Origin of the sequence: Ancylobacter sp. IITR112, from assembly GCF_041415945.1 — a bacterium.
Classification (GTDB): domain Bacteria; phylum Pseudomonadota; class Alphaproteobacteria; order Rhizobiales; family Xanthobacteraceae; genus Ancylobacter.
The window spans coordinates 3,153,569-3,169,544 of the sequence record NZ_JBGCUS010000001.1 but is presented as its reverse complement, the minus strand read 5'-3'; the positions used below and the strand labels follow the sequence as shown (position 1 = coordinate 3,169,544).

Sequence of the window (15,976 nt, the reverse complement as noted above, 5' to 3'; positions counted from 1 at the left end):
GCCATGAATCCGCCTGCCACACGCCTGCCCGCCACAAGTCCGCCCGCCATGGACAGCGTCGTCGACGAGGCCGCCGCCGCCCGCCTCGCCCGCCTGCTCGCCCCGCGCGAGGCGCTGGCGGGGGTGTTCCGCGAGACGCAGGCCCGGCTTGCCCGGCGCCATGGCGCGGCGGCGCTCGGTGAATGGGCCGAAGGCGCGCTGGCACTGCTCGCGGTCAATGCCGGCGCGGCGGCGCTGCTCGCCTATGCCCGCGCCAGCCTCGATCTGTCGCCCCGCCTGTCCCCGGCGGCGCTGGGCGAGACCGGGCGCGCCGCCGCCGCTCTGTGCCGGGCCGCCGGCGGGCAGGCCACGATCGCCTCGCTGAACGCGCTCGTCGTCCTCGCCCCGCGCCTGCCGGACGAGGACGCGCGCGCCCTGTGGTGGCGGGCGCTTCTCACCCTGGCGCAGGCGGCGCCGGACTGTGTCGAGCCGGTGGCGGCGCAGGCGCGCCGGCTGGTGCGGCCCGGCCATGTCGCGGCCTTTGAAGGCTTCATCGCCGCCGGGCTGAAGGCGGCGGGGCGGGATCGGGCGCGCCAGCGCGCTTTCTTCGCGCTGGAAGATCCTCTGGCGCTGTCGCTGCTCGCGCGCATCGGCGCCGGGCCGGGCTTCGCCGAAATGGAGATGGAACTCAAGCGCCTGCTCGCCGCTCTGTGGGGCGAGCAGGCGCCGCTGCAGCCGCTGCCGCCGGCGGGCGAGGCGGTGCCGGCGCGGGCCAATCTCGCCGGCCCGGTCATCCGCCTGCCGGAGGTGTTCCCGGGGGTGGAGGGCGAGGCGGCGCGCCTTCTCTATCGCGCCGCCGCCCTGCATGCCGGGGCGCATCGGGTCTTCGGCGGCCCGCCTTTTCCCATCAACAAATTCAAGCCGGTGCAGATGGCGCTCGCCGGCCTCGTCGAGGATGCCCGCGTCGAGACGCTGGCCATGATGCGCTATCCCGGCCTGCGCCGGCTGTGGGGCGGCTATCACCGCGCCTCGCCCGAGGACGGGCCGACGCTCGCCGCCCTGCTCGCCCGGCTCGCGCGCGGGCTGTTCGACCCTGGATATGCCGATCCCGACGCGCTGGTGGGCAAGGCGCAGGCGCTGTTCGCCGCCGCGCGCGAGCGGCTCGACGATCCCGCGCTCAGCCTCGATATCGGCACGCGGCTCGCCAATGATGTCGGCCAGCGCCGCCTGCGCTTCGACGCGCGCGGCCATGTGGTCGAGCCCGCCTATCGCGATGACGGGCTGGGATTATGGGATTTTTCCGCCCATGACCCCGAGCCGGGCGCGGAGGTGCCGCTCATCGTGCAGGCCGCCCGCGCCGCGCGCCGGCACGGCGAGGATGGGCCGAGCGAGGGAGCGCCCGCGCCGGCCGCCGCCGGCCGCGCCCGGCCAGCGCCGCCGCAGGGGGTGGGGGCGGTGATCGCCACCTATCCCGAATGGGACGCGCAGGCGGGGCTGGAGCGGCCGGACTGGGTGTCCGTCCGCGCGCTGGCGCCGGTCGCGGGCGACGGCGTCGCCCTGCGCCGCGCGCTGGAGGCGGCCGGCCCGGCACGCGCGCGCATCGCCCGGCTGGTGAAGGCGGCGAAGCTCGGCCGCGCCACCCGGCTGAAGCGGCAGGCGGAAGGCGCCGATCTCGACCTCGATGCGGTGATCGAGGCCGCCATCGCCCGCCGCGCCGGCGCGGTGCCGGACCTCAATGTGTTCCGCGCCACCGCGCTCACCCAGCGCGATCTCGCCGTGCTGGTGCTCATCGACATGTCGCATTCCACCCGCGCGCGGCTGGCCGACGGGCGCAGCGTGCTGGAGGTGGAAAAGCTCGCCGTGGCGATGCTGGGAGAGGCGCTTGAGGCGCTGGGCGACCGCTTCGCCCTGCTCGCCTTCGCCTCGAACGGGCGCGGCGAGGTGGGGCTGTGCGAGGTGAAGGGCGTCGGCGAGGCGTATGACGGCGCGGCGATCGCCCGTCTCGCCGGCCTGTCCTCCGGCCTGTCGACCCGGCTCGGCGCCGCGCTGCGTCATGCCGGGGCGGAAATCTCCCGCATCCGCGCCTTCCGCAGGCTCATCCTGGTGCTCAGCGATGGCGAGCCCGCCGACATCGACACGCCGGCCGCCGACCTCGTGGAAGATGCGCGCCGCGCGGTGCGGCAGTTGCGGGGGCAGGGCATCGACACGTTCGGCGTCACCCTCGACCCCGCCGGGGTGGGCGCCGCCCCGCTCATCTTCGGCGCGGCCAATGCCATGCCGGTGCGCCGGCTGGAGGAGTTGCCGCTGCGCCTGTCGGAACTCTATTTCCGCCTCGCCCGGCGGTGAGGGGAGCCGTCATCCCGGACGCCCGAAGGACGATCCGGGATGACGAGAAGGGGCACGGCGGCGGAACCCTGCCTCTTCCTCTCCCCATTGGGGAGAGGGACAGGAAGGCGCCCCTCACCGATGCGCGGTGTCGGGGTTGGGAATGCCCTCGATCGGGCATTCCTCGGTGCCGACGGTGCTGCGGGTGAAGGATTCCACCATTTCCCGCGTGGCTTCCGGGTCGGCGATCCATTTGGCGTAGAAATCATAGGGGCAGGCGGCCGTGCCCTTGTCGCCGTCGCCGGAATTGATCATCCCGGTATAGCCGCGGTGCAGCAGCTTGAAGAGGTGGTTCTGCGACTGCATGTTCCGGCGCGCGTCGCGGATCAGCGAGGTGGAGAGCGCGGCGTACTGGATGCCATAGTCCTCCTCGCCGCATTCGCCCAGCGTGCGCCCGTCAAAGCCGACGATCGCCGAATGGCCGAAATAGGAATAGACGCCGTCAAAGCCCGAGGCGTTGGCCACCGCGACATAGACGTTGTTGGCGAAGGCCATCGCCTTCGACATCAGCACCTGCTGCTCCTTGGCCGGGTACATATAGCCCTGGCAGCGCACGATGAGTTCGGCGCCCTTCATCGCGCAGTCGCGCCAGATTTCCGGGTAATTGCCGTCGTCGCAGATGATGAGCGAGATTTTCAGCCCCTTCGGCCCGTCCGACACATAGGTGCAATTGCCGGGATACCAGCCCTCGATCGGCACCCAGGGCATGATCTTGCGGTATTTCTGCACGATCTCGCCGTGGTCGTTCATCAGGATGAGCGTGTTGTAGGGCGCCTTGTGCGGGTGCTCCTCGTGGCGCTCGCCGGTCAGCGAGAACACGCCCCACACCTTGGCCTTGCGGCAGGCTTCGGCGAAAATCTCGGTCTCGTCGCCGGGAATGGTCGAGGCGGTCTCGTACATCTCCTTGGAATCATACATGATTCCGTGCGTCGAGTATTCAGGGAAGATCACGAGATCCATCCCCGGCAGGCCGATCTTCATGCCCACCACCATGTCGGCGATCTTGCGGGCATTGTCGAGCACCTCGGCCCGGGTGTGGAGGCGGGGCATCTTGTAGTTCACCACCGCCACGCCGACGGTGTCTTTGCTGCTGGAAATGTCGCCGTGCAACATGGAACGTCTCCTCGAAAAGGGCACGCGCGCGCCTCACAGGCGGCGGGCCGCTGCGGTGTCGGAAAGCGAGGGGAGCGGAACCGCATTGTTCCGGGAGCGGGCCCGCCTCCGGCCGCGCAGAGGCGGCGGGCGAGCGGGCCGAAGGCCGGCCAGCGTCCTTGATGGCCGGGGCGAACGAGGCCCGGCGAGGCCGGGAATTCGTTCAGACGCAACAGTCAATCATCATCGCCGCGCCGCATCAAGAGCCGGTGGCCGGGGACCGCGCCTCGCGGCGGGGCAGAAGCTGCAGCAATTCGCTGGCATGGATCAGCGCGGCGGCCATGTCCTCCATCGGCACGCGCTTGTCCATCGCCTGCCGGCGCAGGCTCTGATGCGCGTCCTCCTCGCTGAGGCCGAGATTTTCCATCAGGATCGACTTCGCCCGCTGGATCGTCTGCAGCCCCGCGAGCTTCTGCTCCAGCCGGGCGAGGCGCTTGCGCGCTTCCTCGCGCTCCAGCCACAGCGTGCGGGCGAGGGTGAGGGTGGTGAGAAGGCCGAAGGGGCGGATCGGCCGCTCCACCACCGCTACTGCGCCCGATTCCAGCACGAGTTGCAGCGTCGCCGGGTTCTCATAGCCGACAATGGCGATCAGCGTCGGGCGGCGGGCGGCATCGGCTTTCAGCAGCCGGGCGAGCGCCGGTCGTGCCTCCGGCTCGATGGCGAGCAGCACCACATCGGCCTCCGCCGGCCATTCCGCCGGCACCGGCCAGGTGAGGCCAACCGCGCAGCCGATGCGGCGCAGATGGTCGACGAGCTGGGCGCGCTCCTCGTCCGGCGGGTGGATCACCTCCACCCGCAGCCCGCGCACATCCTTGAGCACCTGCATCGCCATCCCGCCGCCTCCTGTCACGACAGCGCGAACCGGCGGCCATCGGCCGGCCAGTCGTCGAGGTTCTGAGCCACGCAATAGGGGTCGGGCCGCACCATGGCGCCCGCGTCCCAGACGATGTGAAAGCGCCCGTCGGCGCCGATCTGCGCGATGCGCGGGCGCAGCCAGGCATGGTGATTGGCCGGCTCGATCCGCACCCGCCCCTGCGGCGCGTCGAAGCCGCACCCGCCGAGCGCGGCGAGCAGCGGCTCGGGCGCGTCGGTGCCGGCGCGCTCCAGAGCCTGCATGGCCAGATGCATCTGGACATAGGCCGCTTCCGCTGCCGCCGTCACCGGCCGGTGCACGCCGTGGCGCTTCTTGAAGGCGGCGACGAAGCGCCGGGCCGCCGGGGTGCCCAGCGTCTCGAAGAAGGGGGCGGCGGTGATGTGGCCGCGCGCCATCTCGCGCGGCATCAGCGCCAGTTCCGCCTCGCTGGTGGTGAGGCTGGCGATGGGCAGGCGCCGGGCGTCGAAGCCGGCGGCGTGGTGGGCGGCGTGCAGCTTGGCGGTGTCGGCGCCGACCACGGTGGAGAAGATCACGTCCGGCCGCGCCTCGCGCACCCTCTCCATCACCGTGGCGAAGGCAGCCTCCGGCGCGCCGAGCGGCACATAGGTCTCGCCCAGCACCTGCCCGCGCGACTGCCGCACGAAGTCGCTCATGATGCGGTTGGATTCATAGGGGTAGACGTAGTCGGAGCCGATGAGGAAGAAACGGTTGCCGTAATGGCGCAGCAGATAGCTGGCGAGCTGGATCGAATTCTGGTTCGGCGCCGCGCCGGTATAGACGCAGCGCGGCGAATATTCGAAGCCCTCATAGAGGGTGGGGTAGAACAGCAGCCCGTCGCGCGCCTCCACCACCGGCAGCACCGCCTTGCGGGTGGAGGACATGTAGCAGCCGAAAATGAGGCGCACGCCGTCCGTCGTCAGCAACCTTTCGGCGCAGCGGCGGAAGGCGCGCGGGTCGCAGGCGGGATCATAGGCGATGGCTTCCACCGGGCGCCCGCGCACGCCGCCGGCGGCGTTGATCTCGTCAATGGCGAGCCGCGTGCCGCCAAGCTGCGAGGTCTCGACCCCCGAGGTGACGCCGGTGGCGGAGAACAGCAGCCCCACGCGCCAGGGCGTCGCCGCCGCGCCGCTGCCGCCACCCGCTGGAAAATCCGCCCGCATCCGCCTGTCGCATCCCGCACCGGAGCTGTGTCCGGCGCATGCGACCAGCCCGCACCGGATCGCGCAATACGGCGTTTGCCCCCTTTACGCGCCGAAACGCCCGCGCAGCGTCTCGCGCGTGGCGGTGAGAATCTCGTCGGCGAGGGCGGGCTCGCCCTGCGCCACGCCGCGCGCCATGGCCAGCGCGCCGACCAGCGTGGCGAGCAGCGCCAGCGCCTGCCGGCGCCGGGCCTCGGGCGTCGGCTCCTTCATGTGCCGCTCCAGCGCGCCGATGAACCCCTCAAGCCCGTTGGCATAGCTCTTCTGCATCTCGGGCGACTGGCGCGCGACATCCGCCGCCAGCGCGGAAAGGGCGCAGCCACTGGCCGGGTTGTCGCGATGGGCCGGGGTGAGGTAGCGGTCGAGAAGAGTGGTCAGGTCGGCCGTTGCCAGCCAGTGCCGGGTGCCTTCCTCGCAGGCGTGGCGGCAGGCATGGTCGGCCAGTTCCGCCTTGGAGCGGAAATGGCCGTAAAAGGCGCCATGGGTGAGCCCGCTCGCCTGCATGATCTCGGCGACGCCGACATCGCGAAAGCCGCGGGCGCGGAACAGTCGCGAGGCCGTGGCGAGGATCGAGCGCCGGTGTTCGGCAAGCTTGGTTTTCGTCACCCGCAACGCGGTTCTCCTGACCTCGGAAGGGGCTGGGACGCCGGCAGGGGCGTGGAGCCAGCTCTTAAAAGCATGAAAGGGCGGAACTGCGAAACGCGCCACGGCGACGGGTATCCGCTCGGCGGCCTCAACGCGCTGCCGGGCTCAGTTCGCCGCCGGGCGTCGCAGCCGGGCGCGTGCCGCCCGCAGCCCGGCCAGCACCGGCCGCTCCACCGTGACCAGCAGCACGCCGGCCAGCGCCAGAGCGGCGAGGAAGGTCGCCGCGAACAGCCCGGCCAGCGCCGGCGTATCGAGCGGGCCGAAGCGGGCATAGAAGGCGCAGGCCGGCGCGACGATGAGCGGCACATGCACGAGGTAGAGCGGGAAGGAGAGTTCGCCCAGCTTCTGCAGCGGAGTGCTCTCGAACAGGCGGCGCATGGCGGGGGTGATCAGCAGCGCGATCAGCACCAGCACCGCGCCGATCTGCCGCGTGCCGTCGCGCCCGAGGAAGGACAGCACATAGGGGATCAGCCCGCCCTCGGGGGAATGGCCGGGATAGGTGGCGCCGAGGACGAGGCCGGCGAGGCCCAGCGCGCAGCCCGCTCGCCAATGGTCGCGCAGAAGATGCCGGCCCTCGAACACCAGCGCGCCGCCGCAAAAGGCGGCGAGCGAGAACTGGCCCGCCACGCCAAGGGCCAGCCCGCCCAGCGCCATCGCCAGCGGGCGCGCCCGGCCGGGCAGCACGGCATAGCCGCCATAGATCAGCAGCGAGCCGAGAAACTCGACATGCATGGTCCAGAGCGGGTTGTTGAAGCGGGTGCTGCCGCCGAGAAAGGCGCCGACCCCGCCTTCCCACAGCGCCTGGCTGAAGGGCGGGATCGGCGGCTGGTAGGTCCAGCGGAACCAGCGGCTGCCGGTCATCGCCTGCACCTCGCGCGCCGCCTCGGGAAAGCTCATCAGCCAGGCGAAGGCCAGCACCGAGGAGGCGAGCGCGGGCAGGGCGAGCCTGAGATAGCGCAGCCCGATCATCGCCGGCGCCTCGCGGGCGCTGCCCGGCGCCGAGGCGGCCAGCACGAAGCCGGACAGCACGAAGAAGATGGCGACGGCGAAATGCCCGTTCCACAGCACCGCCAGCGGCGTGTCCCACAGGCTGAAGCCGGTGCGGCCCCAATCGGTGAAGGGCGCGGGGGTGAAGGCATAGAAGAAATGGAACGCCACCACCGAACAGGCAGCGAGCCCGCGCAGCCCGTCGAGGCAGTGCACCCGCCCGCCGGGCAGGCTCACGCCGGACGGGGAGGGCGCGGTCTCGGTGATGCGCAGCGGCATGGGCGGCCCGGGGCGGGGAGGGTGGCGTCACGATACCGACAGATGTCGCCGCCGCCGCGCCGGCCGTCAACCGGCGTTATTCGTCCACCGGCCGGTCCTTCGCGTGCTGCTCCGCGCCCTCCTGCGGCGCCAGCCAGTGTTCGCGGCGGATGGTCCACAGCTCATAGGACGGCACCAGCGCGGAGGGCGGCTCGTCCAGCGTGCCGAGCTTGACCTCGATCTCGTCCGAACCCTCTTCCCAGCAGAACAATTGCGAGCCGCAACCGGGGCAGAAGCGCTCCCCGCCGGCCCGCGCCTGCCAGCAGGCGAGTTCGCCCGACAGCGTCACGCTGGCGCGCGGCCAGATGGCGAAGAAGGAAAAGGCCGAGCCCGACTGCCTGCGGCAGGTGGCGCAATGGCACAGCCCGGTGCGCAGCGGCGCGCCCTCGATCCGGTAGCGCACCTCCCCGCAATTGCAGCCGCCGGTCAGGATCATGGTCGGACTCTCCGATGTGGAGGGACAGGTCGCCGGTCAACGGCGCGTGGCGGGGTGAGGTTCCGCCCCAGCATGCGCCCGGCCCCCTTCCGGCGGCAACCGGCCCTCGCGGCGGTCGCGCACGAAAAAGGCCCGCCGGAGGGCGGGCCTTTCAATCGTTCGTATGCGCGCGGTGCGGCGGGTCAGTCGGCCTTCGGCTCCACCGGGGCGGAGCGCAGAACGGCGTCGTCCGCCTTCATCGCCGCGGCGCGCGGGCGCATGGAATCGCCCGCCTCTTCCGGGCGCGGGGTGCGGTGCGCCATCGTCTTGTCGATGGTGACGAGGCGCAGCACATTGGTGGTGCCGGGGGTGGCGAAGGGCACGCCGGCGGTGATGGCGATGAGGTCGCCCTCGGTGGCGAAGCCGTGCTCCACCGTCACCTGCGTCGCCTTGGCCGCCATCTCGCCGAAGGTGTGGATCTCCTCCGGCGCATGCACCACATGCACGCCATAGGACATCACCAGCCGGCGGGCGGTGGAGAGCTGGCTGGCAATGCCGATGATCGGGATGCGCGGGCGCTCGCGCGCCGCGTGCAGCGTGGTGGTGCCGGAGAGCGTGTAGGTGCAGATCGCCGCCGCGTTGGTCGACAGCGCGGCGTGATAGGCGGCCTGCGTCACCGCATCGGCCACCGTATGGCCCTGCTCGGGGCGCTGCGATTCGATGATGGCGCGGTAGCCGGGATCGCGCTCCACCTGCTTGATGATCTGGTCCATCATCGCCACGGCTTCCACCGGGTACTGGCCGGCGGCACTCTCGGCCGAGAGCATCACCGCGTCGGCGCCGTCATAGACGGCGGTGGCGACATCGGAGACTTCGGCGCGGGTCGGCACCGGGGCGCTGATCATGGATTCCAGCATCTGCGTCGCCACGATCACCGGCTTGCCGAGGCGGCGGGATTCGCGGATCACGCGCTTCTGCAGCGCCGGGATTTCCGGCAGCGACAGCTCAACGCCGAGATCGCCGCGCGCCACCATGATGCTGTCGGACAGCTCGGTGAGGCGGGTGAGGTGCTCCACCGCCAGCGGCTTTTCCAGCTTCAGGTTGATCTGGGCGCGGCCCTGGATCAGCTCCTTGGCCTCGATCACGTCCTCGGGGCGCTGCACGAAGGAGAGCGCGATCCATTCGACGCCGAGGTCGAGGGCGAAGAACAGGTCGGCGCGGTCCTTGTCGGTCAGCGCCGAGACGGGGAGCAGCACGTCGGGGACGTTGAAGCCCTTGTTGTTGGACAGCTTGTTGCCGGCCACCACCTCGGCCTCGATGAAGCCGGCGCCCTTCTTCACCACCCGCACCCGCACCTTGCCGTCGTCGAGCAGCACGGTGGAGCCCTCATTGAGGGCTTCGAGGATTTCCGGGTGGGGAATGGAGACGCGGGACTCATTGCCCGGGGTCGGGTCCGTATCGAAACGGATGACGGAGCCGGCGGTCAGGTTGATAAAACCGTTCTCGAAGCGGCCGAGGCGCAGCTTCGGGCCCTGCAGGTCGGCGAGCACGCCGATCGGCCGGCGGACCTCTTTTTCCAGCGCCCGGACGGCGGCGAGCACGCGGCCATGGTTCTCCTGCGTGCCATGGCTGAAATTCAGCCGGAACACGTCGACCCCGGCCTCGTACAGGGCCTTGATCATCTCCGGGCTCGAAGATGCCGGACCCAGCGTCGCCACGATTTTGGTCGCGCGTCCACGCCTGCTAACCATGATATCCTCCGTCGGTGGGCTCGCCGATGCGCGGCACCGGCAGGCCCTCATATGGACCAAAAGTCTACGTCTGTCTCCCGGATGTTATCTTGCACCGCAGCGTGTCCCTTTCGCGACGCCGAGGGCGGATCCCATCACAAGAGCGTGCCGTTACGGCAGTCGCGCCGGTGGCGGTCCGGACCCAAAGGTGAGCCGGAGAGCCACCGGAATCGTCTTGCTGGCATGCGGAATTCTGTATACCACTATGCGTAACACGCATGCGGCTTCCGCCCGGGCGCCGGTGTTTTCCACTGCCGGCGGTGCGCGACTGCCGCCGAGGCGGTGCGCCCGGGGCGACGCGGCGTGATGCGCAGGCGATCTCCGCGCCGGCCCGCCGGGCCCGGGAGCGTCCGCCGCGCGGTGAACGGATTGCAGGGGGGATGCCCGCGCGCGACACCAGAAGCCGCCGGGCCGTCCTCGCGACGTGACTGAAACGACATGACCTTCTCGGGAGGAAGGCGATCTTGGGAGTGAGGCAATGCGCATCGCGATTGTAAAGGAAGAGGCGCGGCTGGAGCCGCGCGTGGCGGCCAGTCCCGACACGGTGAAGCGTTATGTCGGTCTTGGTGCGACGGTTGTTGTCGCGTCGGGGGCGGGGGCGGCGTCGGGGATTGGCGATTCCGACTATGAGGGCGCGGGCGCGAGCGTGGTGGCGGATAATGCCGCCGCCGTCGCCGGCGCCGATATTGTGCTGGCGGTGCGCCGGCCGGAGGCTTCCGCGCTGACCGGCGCCAATAAGGGCGCGCTGGTGATCGCCATCGCCGACCCGCATGGCCATGAGGCCGCGCTCGGCGAGATCGCCGGCACCGGCGTGTCGCTGTTCGCCATGGAGCTGATGCCGCGCATCACCCGCGCGCAGGTGATGGACGTGCTGTCCTCCCAGGCCAATCTCGCCGGCTACCGCGCGGTGATCGACGCCTCCTCCGAGTTCGGCCGCGCCTTCCCGATGATGATGACGGCGGCCGGCACCGTGCCGGCGGCGCGGGTGTTCATCATGGGCGCGGGCGTCGCCGGCCTGCAGGCCATCGCCACGGCGCGGCGCCTCGGCGCGGTGGTCTCGGCCACCGATGTGCGCCCGGCGGCGAAGGAACAGGTCGAATCCCTCGGCGCCAAGTTCATCGCGGTGGAGGACGAGGAGTTCAAGCAGGCGGAAACCTCCGGCGGCTACGCCAAGGCGATGTCGGCGGAGTATCAGGCCAAGCAGGCGGCGCTGACCGCCAGCCACATCGCCAAGCAGGACATCGTCATCACCACGGCGCTGATCCCCGGCCGTCCGGCACCCAAGCTGGTGTCGGCCGACATGGTGGCGTCGATGAAGCCGGGCTCGGTCATCATCGACCTCGCGGTTGAGCGCGGCGGCAATGTCGAAGGCGCGGTGCCGGGCGAGGTGGTGACGACGGCGAACGGGGTGAAGATCGTCGGCCATCTCAACGTGCCGGGGCGCCTGGCGGCGACCGCCTCGCAGCTCTACGCCAAGAACCTCTACGCCTTTGTCGAGACGCTGGTGGACAAGGGGTCGAAGGCGCTCGCGGTGAAGTGGGACGACGAGCTGGTGAAGGCGACGCTGCTGACGAAGGACGGGGCGGTGGTGCATCCCGGCTTCCGTCCGGCGGAGCCCGCTGCGGCGCCGGCCGAGGGCGCGTCGGCGGCGTGAGGGCGGCGTAGGGCACGCATCGGGCCACACCTCCTCTTCCCTCATGCCCGGGCTTGACCCGGGCACCCAGGCTTCCCCGCCGCCCGGCTTCACGCTGGGTCCCCGGGTCAAGCCCGGGGATGAGGGGTTCAGAGGGAGGGGAACGTCCGCCGGCCCGGCGCCCGTCCGGCGCCCGCCTGTTTTGCCTGCGATCCCGGAGGCCGCCACTGGCGGTTCCGGGATGACGACATCATCACGGATCCGATCGGGCGTCCGGCCGACAGGCTGAGCGGCGCCGCCAAGAGACAGAGACAAGGGAATTGAGGAAATGGCCAATCCGGCAGGGGGCGTGATACTCGCCCAGAACATGCCCGGCGCCGCCGAGGCGGCAGGGCAGGGGGCGATGGCGCAGAACGCGGCCGAAGGGGCGCGGATGGCGGCGGAAGTGGCGCGGCAGGCGGCGGAAGCGGCGCAGGCCTATGCCCAGGCGGCGCAGCAGAGCTATGCGGAACTCGCCGGCAACGCCGCGCATGCGCTGACCGGCGGGGCGATCGACCCCTTCGTGTTCCAGCTCGCCATCTTCGTGCTGGCGGTGTTCGTCGGCTATTACGTCGTGTGGTCGGTGACCCCGGCGCTGCACACGCCCTTGATGAGCGTCACCAACGCCATCTCCTCGGTGATCGTGGTCGGCGCGCTGCTCGCGGTCGGCGTCGACACGGTGGCCGAGGGCACGGGCTGGGCGCGCGGCTTCGGCTTTGTCGGCCTCATCCTGGCGGCGGTGAACATATTCGGCGGGTTCCTGGTGACCAGCCGCATGCTCGCCATGTACTCGAAGAAGAAGTGAGCGCGACCATGAACGCCAATCTTGTCGCGCTGCTCTATCTCGTCTCCGGCGTGCTGTTCATCCTGGCGCTGCGCGGGCTCTCCAGCCCGGTGACCTCCCGCCAGGGCAACATTTTCGGCATGGTCGGCATGACCATCGCCATTGTGACGACGCTCGGCTCCGCGCCGCCGGCCGGCCCGGGCGGCTGGGCGCTGGTGCTCGGCGGCCTCGCCATTGGCGGCGGCGCCGGCGCGGTCATCGCCCGCAAGATCGCGATGACGCAGATGCCGCAGCTCGTGGCGGCGTTCCACTCGCTGGTCGGCCTCGCCGCCGTGATGGTGGCGGCGGCGGCGCTCTACGCGCCGGCGGCGTTCCATATCGGCGATCCCGGCCATATCCATGCCCAGGCGCTGATCGAGATGAGTCTGGGCGTCGCCATCGGTGCCATCACCTTCACCGGCTCGGTCATCGCCTTCGCCAAGCTCAACGGCAACATGTCGGGCAAGCCGATCCTGCTGCCGGCGCGCCACCTCATCAACGCCTCGCTCGCCGGGCTGATCGTGGTGCTGATCGGCGTGCTGGTGGCCACCGAGAGCCACACCGTGTTCTGGCTCATCGTGCTGGCCGCTCTGGTGCTGGGCGGGCTGATCATCATCCCGATCGGCGGCGCCGACATGCCGGTCGTGGTGTCGATGCTCAATTCCTATTCCGGCTGGGCGGCGGCGGGCATCGGCTTCACCCTGTCCAACACCGCGCTGATCATCACCGGCGCGCTGGTCGGCTCGTCGGGCGCGATCCTGTCCTACATCATGTGCAAGGGCATGAACCGCTCCTTCATCTCGGTGATCCTGGGCGGCTTCGGCGGCGACAGCGCCTCCGGCCCGGCCGGGGCGGTGGAAACGCGCCCGGTGAAGCAGGGCTCGGCCGAGGACGCGGCCTTCATCATGAAGAACGCCTCCAAGGTCATCATCGTGCCGGGCTATGGCATGGCGGTGGCGCAGGCCCAGCACGCGCTGCGCGAAATGGCGGACAAGCTGAAGGAGGAAGGCGTCGAGGTGAAATACGCCATCCACCCCGTCGCCGGCCGCATGCCCGGGCACATGAACGTGCTGCTGGCGGAGGCCAACGTGCCCTATGACGAGGTGTTCGAGCTGGAGGACATCAACTCCGAGTTCGCTCAGGCGGACGTGGCCTTCGTCATCGGCGCCAATGACGTGACCAACCCGGCGGCGAAGACCGACCCGACCTCGGCAATCTACGGCATGCCGATCCTCGATGTGGAGAAGGCCAAGACGGTGCTGTTCATCAAGCGCGGCATGGCGGCGGGCTATGCCGGCGTGGAGAACGAGCTGTTCTTCCGCGACAACACGATGATGCTGTTCGCCGACGCCAAGAAGATGGTCGAGGACGTGGTGAAGAACCTCAGCCATTGAGGGGAGCAAAGGGCGGGGGGCGCGATCCGGCCGGATCGGTCTCATCGTCCACCTCACCGCACTCATCGGCCATTGGCCCACATATGAAAAGGCCCGCCCCAAGGCGGGCCTTTTTGCATGGGGGGAGCGGGCTTAACCCGCTGTCAACCAAGAGCCGCTAGCCTCTTCCCATGACGCGCGGCGTATCCTGGTTTTTCGTAGCCCCGCTCGTCCTTCTGGGGCTTTCCGGTTGCAAGTTCGGGCTCGAGCAGCGCGAACCCTGGCGCACGGAAGCCGAGGAACGGTGTCTGGCGGAGGGCCGGGTCACGCCCTCCGCCTTCATCGTCCAGGACCGCGCCATCAACGGCGCCGGCACCTGCGGCATGGACCATGCCTTCCGTATCACGGCTTTTTCGCAAGGATCCGTTGAGGTTAGCCCGCGCGCGACGCTGGCCTGCCCGATGACCTCGGCGGTGGACCAATGGGTGACGCAGGATGTCCAGCCTGCCGCCATGGCCTGGTTCGGCCAGCCCGTGGTCAAGATCAAGCAGATGTCGTCCTATTCCTGCCGGCGGATGAACGGCGCGGCGACAGGCAAGATTTCCGAGCACGCCTTCGGCAACGGGCTCGACATTGGCGGCTTCGTTCTGGCTGACGGGCGAGAGATTTCCGTGCGCAAGGACTGGAAGGGCAGCGCCGATGCGCGCGGCTTCCTGCGCACGGTGCAGGCCGATGCCTGCGAGCGTTTCACCGTGGTTCTGGCGCCCGGATCGAACATCTACCATTACGATCACATCCACATCGACCTGATGCGCCGCGCCTCCGGTTCCACTACCTGCAAACCATTGGCGCAGCGTCCGATTCCGCCGCGCCTGCCGGTGTATAAAGCGCCGGCCTACAAGGCGCCGCCCTATGGCGCATCCTGGCAGACGGGGCCGATGTCGGCCGGCCCAGGCGGGGCCGAGCCGGTCGAGGCTGATCTGGCCGAAGGGGCCGAGGGCGAGACCTATGAGGCGGGTGTCGCGCCGCTGGCCCCCGCGCCGCGCGCGACGGTGGCGCTGCCGGCGCCGGTCCCCGCCTATCCCGCGCCCGCCTACCCCGCCGGTCCGGCGCCGGCGGGCGCTGTGGGCGCGCCGATGGCGCTGACGCCGTCTCCGGCCAACCCTTACGCCAATGGCGGCTATGTCGCCGATCCCGCGCCGGCGGCTTCCGCCCAACCCTATCCTGCCCAGCCCTATCCGGCTCAGGCCTATCCCGCGCAACGCCCTCCGGTGCCGGCCTATCCTGCCACGCCGACCTATCCGGCCGCACGCCCTGCCGCCCCGCCGACCACGAGCCCGACCCGGCCGCCGGGCCTGTTGCCGCCCGGCAGCATTCCGCTGGCGAAATGGCTCGGGCTCGACACCACCCCGACGGGCGCCACCGGCAATGTCCGCTCGTTCACCGGCGGGCGCGATTTCGCCAGCCCGATTCCCGGCGCGCCGGCCGAGGCCGGTGCGGACTGAGTCGGCCGCAACGGCGTCAGTCGAGCAGCGTGTCGAGGCCGCGCTTCACCCCGACCCAGCCCTGTACCTTGCGTGCGGCGAGCAGCGTGCCGGCGACATAGGGCGCGGCGGAAGACCCGGCATCGTGGCGGATGGTGAGCCGCTCGTCCGGCGCGCCGAAGATCGCTTCCACGCCAAGCACGAAGGAGGGCAGGCGCAGCGCGTGCACCCGCACCTCGCGCGAGCCTTCACCCAAGGCGCCGCCGCGCGTTTCCGGTACACCGACCACCTCGGCAACCGGACGCGAGGTCGCCGGCTGACGCACGCCCGCCAGCGCTTCGGCGAGTTCCCGGCCGGTGCCGGAGGGCGCGTCCGGCTTGCCGGCCGAGGCGTAGTCGATGAGTTCGACATCGGCGACGTACTTTGCCGCCTCCAGCGTGAAGCGCTTGAGCAGCGTGGCGGTGATGGAAAAATTGCCTGCCGCCAGCAGGCCTTTCCGGTGCGCCTTCGCCACGTCGTCGAGTTCAGCATAGTCGGCGGCACCGAGCCCCGAGGTTCCGATGACGACGCAGAGACCCGCCTCCAAAGCGGCGCGGGCATTGGCTTTCACCACGCCGGGCTTGGTGTAGTCGATCAGCACATCGGCGGGAACGGCGAGGGCTTCCGCGACGCTGGCGAGGACCGGAACGCCGGTCGCGGCCCCACCGAGCGCGGTGCCGAGATCGGCGCCAGCATGGGAGCGGGCGATGCCGGCGACGATTTCGAGATCGGGCGCGGCGGCGATGGCGGGCGTGAGCGCGCGCCCGACCCAGCCGGTGGCGCCGGCGAGAATGATGCGGATCGCCATGGGGTGAGCTCCTTCACGGTTGGCGGCGACCAA

Annotated in this window: 13 protein-coding genes; 5 read left to right on the top strand and 8 right to left on the bottom strand. The window is 70.5% G+C overall.

Annotation, left to right across the window (positions count from 1 at the left end; translation table 11 throughout):
- The first annotated feature begins 3 nt into the window (after positions 1-3).
- A complete protein-coding gene (locus AAC979_RS15085; RefSeq protein ID WP_371347685.1) occupies positions 4-2,325 on the top strand; it encodes a nitric oxide reductase activation protein NorD in 2,322 nt (773 codons plus the stop codon).
- Between the two features lie 114 nt (positions 2,326-2,439).
- Here AAC979_RS15085 and AAC979_RS15080 read toward each other — a convergent pair whose 3' ends face one another.
- The 7 genes from AAC979_RS15080 to pyk form a co-directional block, all read right to left on the bottom strand.
- On the bottom strand, positions 2,440-3,477 hold the full coding sequence (locus AAC979_RS15080) for an aliphatic amidase (protein WP_371347684.1): 1,038 nt from the start codon (positions 3,475-3,477) through the stop codon (positions 2,440-2,442).
- A gap of 238 nt (positions 3,478-3,715) precedes the next feature.
- Positions 3,716-4,348, bottom strand: a complete 633-nt coding sequence (locus AAC979_RS15075) for an ANTAR domain-containing response regulator (RefSeq protein ID WP_371347683.1) — start codon at positions 4,346-4,348, stop codon at positions 3,716-3,718.
- 14 nt (positions 4,349-4,362) lie between these two features.
- Entirely contained in the window at positions 4,363-5,550 is a 1,188-nt protein-coding gene (locus tag AAC979_RS15070) for a transporter substrate-binding domain-containing protein (protein ID WP_371347682.1), read from the bottom strand.
- A gap of 84 nt (positions 5,551-5,634) precedes the next feature.
- Positions 5,635-6,195 (bottom strand): TetR/AcrR family transcriptional regulator, encoded by a 561-nt coding sequence (locus AAC979_RS15065; RefSeq protein WP_371349069.1) that lies wholly within the window; start codon positions 6,193-6,195, stop codon positions 5,635-5,637.
- A 144-nt stretch (positions 6,196-6,339) separates the two neighbouring features.
- A complete protein-coding gene (locus AAC979_RS15060) occupies positions 6,340-7,500 on the bottom strand; it encodes an acyltransferase family protein (RefSeq protein WP_371347681.1) in 1,161 nt (386 codons plus the stop codon).
- Positions 7,501-7,576: 76 nt separating this feature from the next.
- Positions 7,577-7,975, bottom strand: a complete 399-nt coding sequence (locus AAC979_RS15055; RefSeq protein ID WP_371347680.1) for a GFA family protein — start codon at positions 7,973-7,975, stop codon at positions 7,577-7,579.
- Between the two features lie 182 nt (positions 7,976-8,157).
- Positions 8,158-9,705, bottom strand: coding sequence for a pyruvate kinase (gene pyk / locus AAC979_RS15050; protein WP_371347679.1), 1,548 nt, complete (start codon positions 9,703-9,705; stop codon positions 8,158-8,160).
- 517 nt (positions 9,706-10,222) lie between these two features.
- On the opposite strand from pyk, the gene AAC979_RS15045 reads away from it, so the two are divergent.
- The 4 genes from AAC979_RS15045 (at position 10,223) to AAC979_RS15030 (ending at position 15,117) form a co-directional block, all read left to right on the top strand.
- Positions 10,223-11,398 (top strand): Re/Si-specific NAD(P)(+) transhydrogenase subunit alpha, encoded by a 1,176-nt coding sequence (locus tag AAC979_RS15045; RefSeq protein WP_371347678.1) that lies wholly within the window; start codon positions 10,223-10,225, stop codon positions 11,396-11,398.
- A gap of 346 nt (positions 11,399-11,744) precedes the next feature.
- Complete coding sequence (locus tag AAC979_RS15040) at positions 11,745-12,221, top strand: proton-translocating transhydrogenase family protein (protein WP_371349068.1); 477 nt, start codon at positions 11,745-11,747, stop codon at positions 12,219-12,221.
- 8 nt (positions 12,222-12,229) lie between these two features.
- Positions 12,230-13,633 carry an NAD(P)(+) transhydrogenase (Re/Si-specific) subunit beta gene (locus AAC979_RS15035; protein WP_371347677.1) on the top strand — a complete coding sequence of 468 codons (1,404 nt, stop codon included), beginning with the start codon at positions 12,230-12,232 and terminating at the stop codon, positions 13,631-13,633.
- A gap of 170 nt (positions 13,634-13,803) precedes the next feature.
- Positions 13,804-15,117: an extensin family protein gene (locus AAC979_RS15030; RefSeq protein WP_371347676.1), complete on the top strand. Its 1,314-nt coding sequence runs from the start codon at positions 13,804-13,806 to the stop codon at positions 15,115-15,117.
- A 16-nt stretch (positions 15,118-15,133) separates the two neighbouring features.
- On the opposite strand, the gene dapB is transcribed toward AAC979_RS15030, so the two are convergent.
- Positions 15,134-15,943 (bottom strand): 4-hydroxy-tetrahydrodipicolinate reductase, encoded by an 810-nt coding sequence (gene dapB / locus AAC979_RS15025; RefSeq protein ID WP_371347675.1) that lies wholly within the window; start codon positions 15,941-15,943, stop codon positions 15,134-15,136.
- Between the last annotated feature and the right edge of the window lie 33 nt (positions 15,944-15,976).

Excerpts from the sequence above, each read along its gene's own strand:
- pyk (WP_371347679.1), bottom strand. The coding sequence starts at position 9,705 with ATGGTTAGCAGGCGTGGACGCGCGACCAAAATCGTGGCGACGCTGGGT.
- AAC979_RS15055 (WP_371347680.1), bottom strand. The coding sequence starts at position 7,975 with ATGATCCTGACCGGCGGCTGCAATTGCGGGGAGGTGCGCTACCGGATC.
- AAC979_RS15045 (WP_371347678.1), top strand. The coding sequence starts at position 10,223 with ATGCGCATCGCGATTGTAAAGGAAGAGGCGCGGCTGGAGCCGCGCGTG.
- AAC979_RS15070 (WP_371347682.1), bottom strand. The coding sequence starts at position 5,550 with ATGCGGGCGGATTTTCCAGCGGGTGGCGGCAGCGGCGCGGCGGCGACG.
- AAC979_RS15060 (WP_371347681.1), bottom strand. The coding sequence starts at position 7,500 with ATGCCGCTGCGCATCACCGAGACCGCGCCCTCCCCGTCCGGCGTGAGC.
- AAC979_RS15085 (WP_371347685.1), top strand. The coding sequence starts at position 4 with ATGAATCCGCCTGCCACACGCCTGCCCGCCACAAGTCCGCCCGCCATG.
- AAC979_RS15040 (WP_371349068.1), top strand. The coding sequence starts at position 11,745 with ATGCCCGGCGCCGCCGAGGCGGCAGGGCAGGGGGCGATGGCGCAGAAC.
- AAC979_RS15075 (WP_371347683.1), bottom strand. The coding sequence starts at position 4,348 with ATGGCGATGCAGGTGCTCAAGGATGTGCGCGGGCTGCGGGTGGAGGTG.
- dapB (WP_371347675.1), bottom strand. The coding sequence starts at position 15,943 with ATGGCGATCCGCATCATTCTCGCCGGCGCCACCGGCTGGGTCGGGCGC.
- AAC979_RS15080 (WP_371347684.1), bottom strand. The coding sequence starts at position 3,477 with ATGTTGCACGGCGACATTTCCAGCAGCAAAGACACCGTCGGCGTGGCG.
- AAC979_RS15035 (WP_371347677.1), top strand. The coding sequence starts at position 12,230 with ATGAACGCCAATCTTGTCGCGCTGCTCTATCTCGTCTCCGGCGTGCTG.
- AAC979_RS15030 (WP_371347676.1), top strand. The coding sequence starts at position 13,804 with ATGACGCGCGGCGTATCCTGGTTTTTCGTAGCCCCGCTCGTCCTTCTG.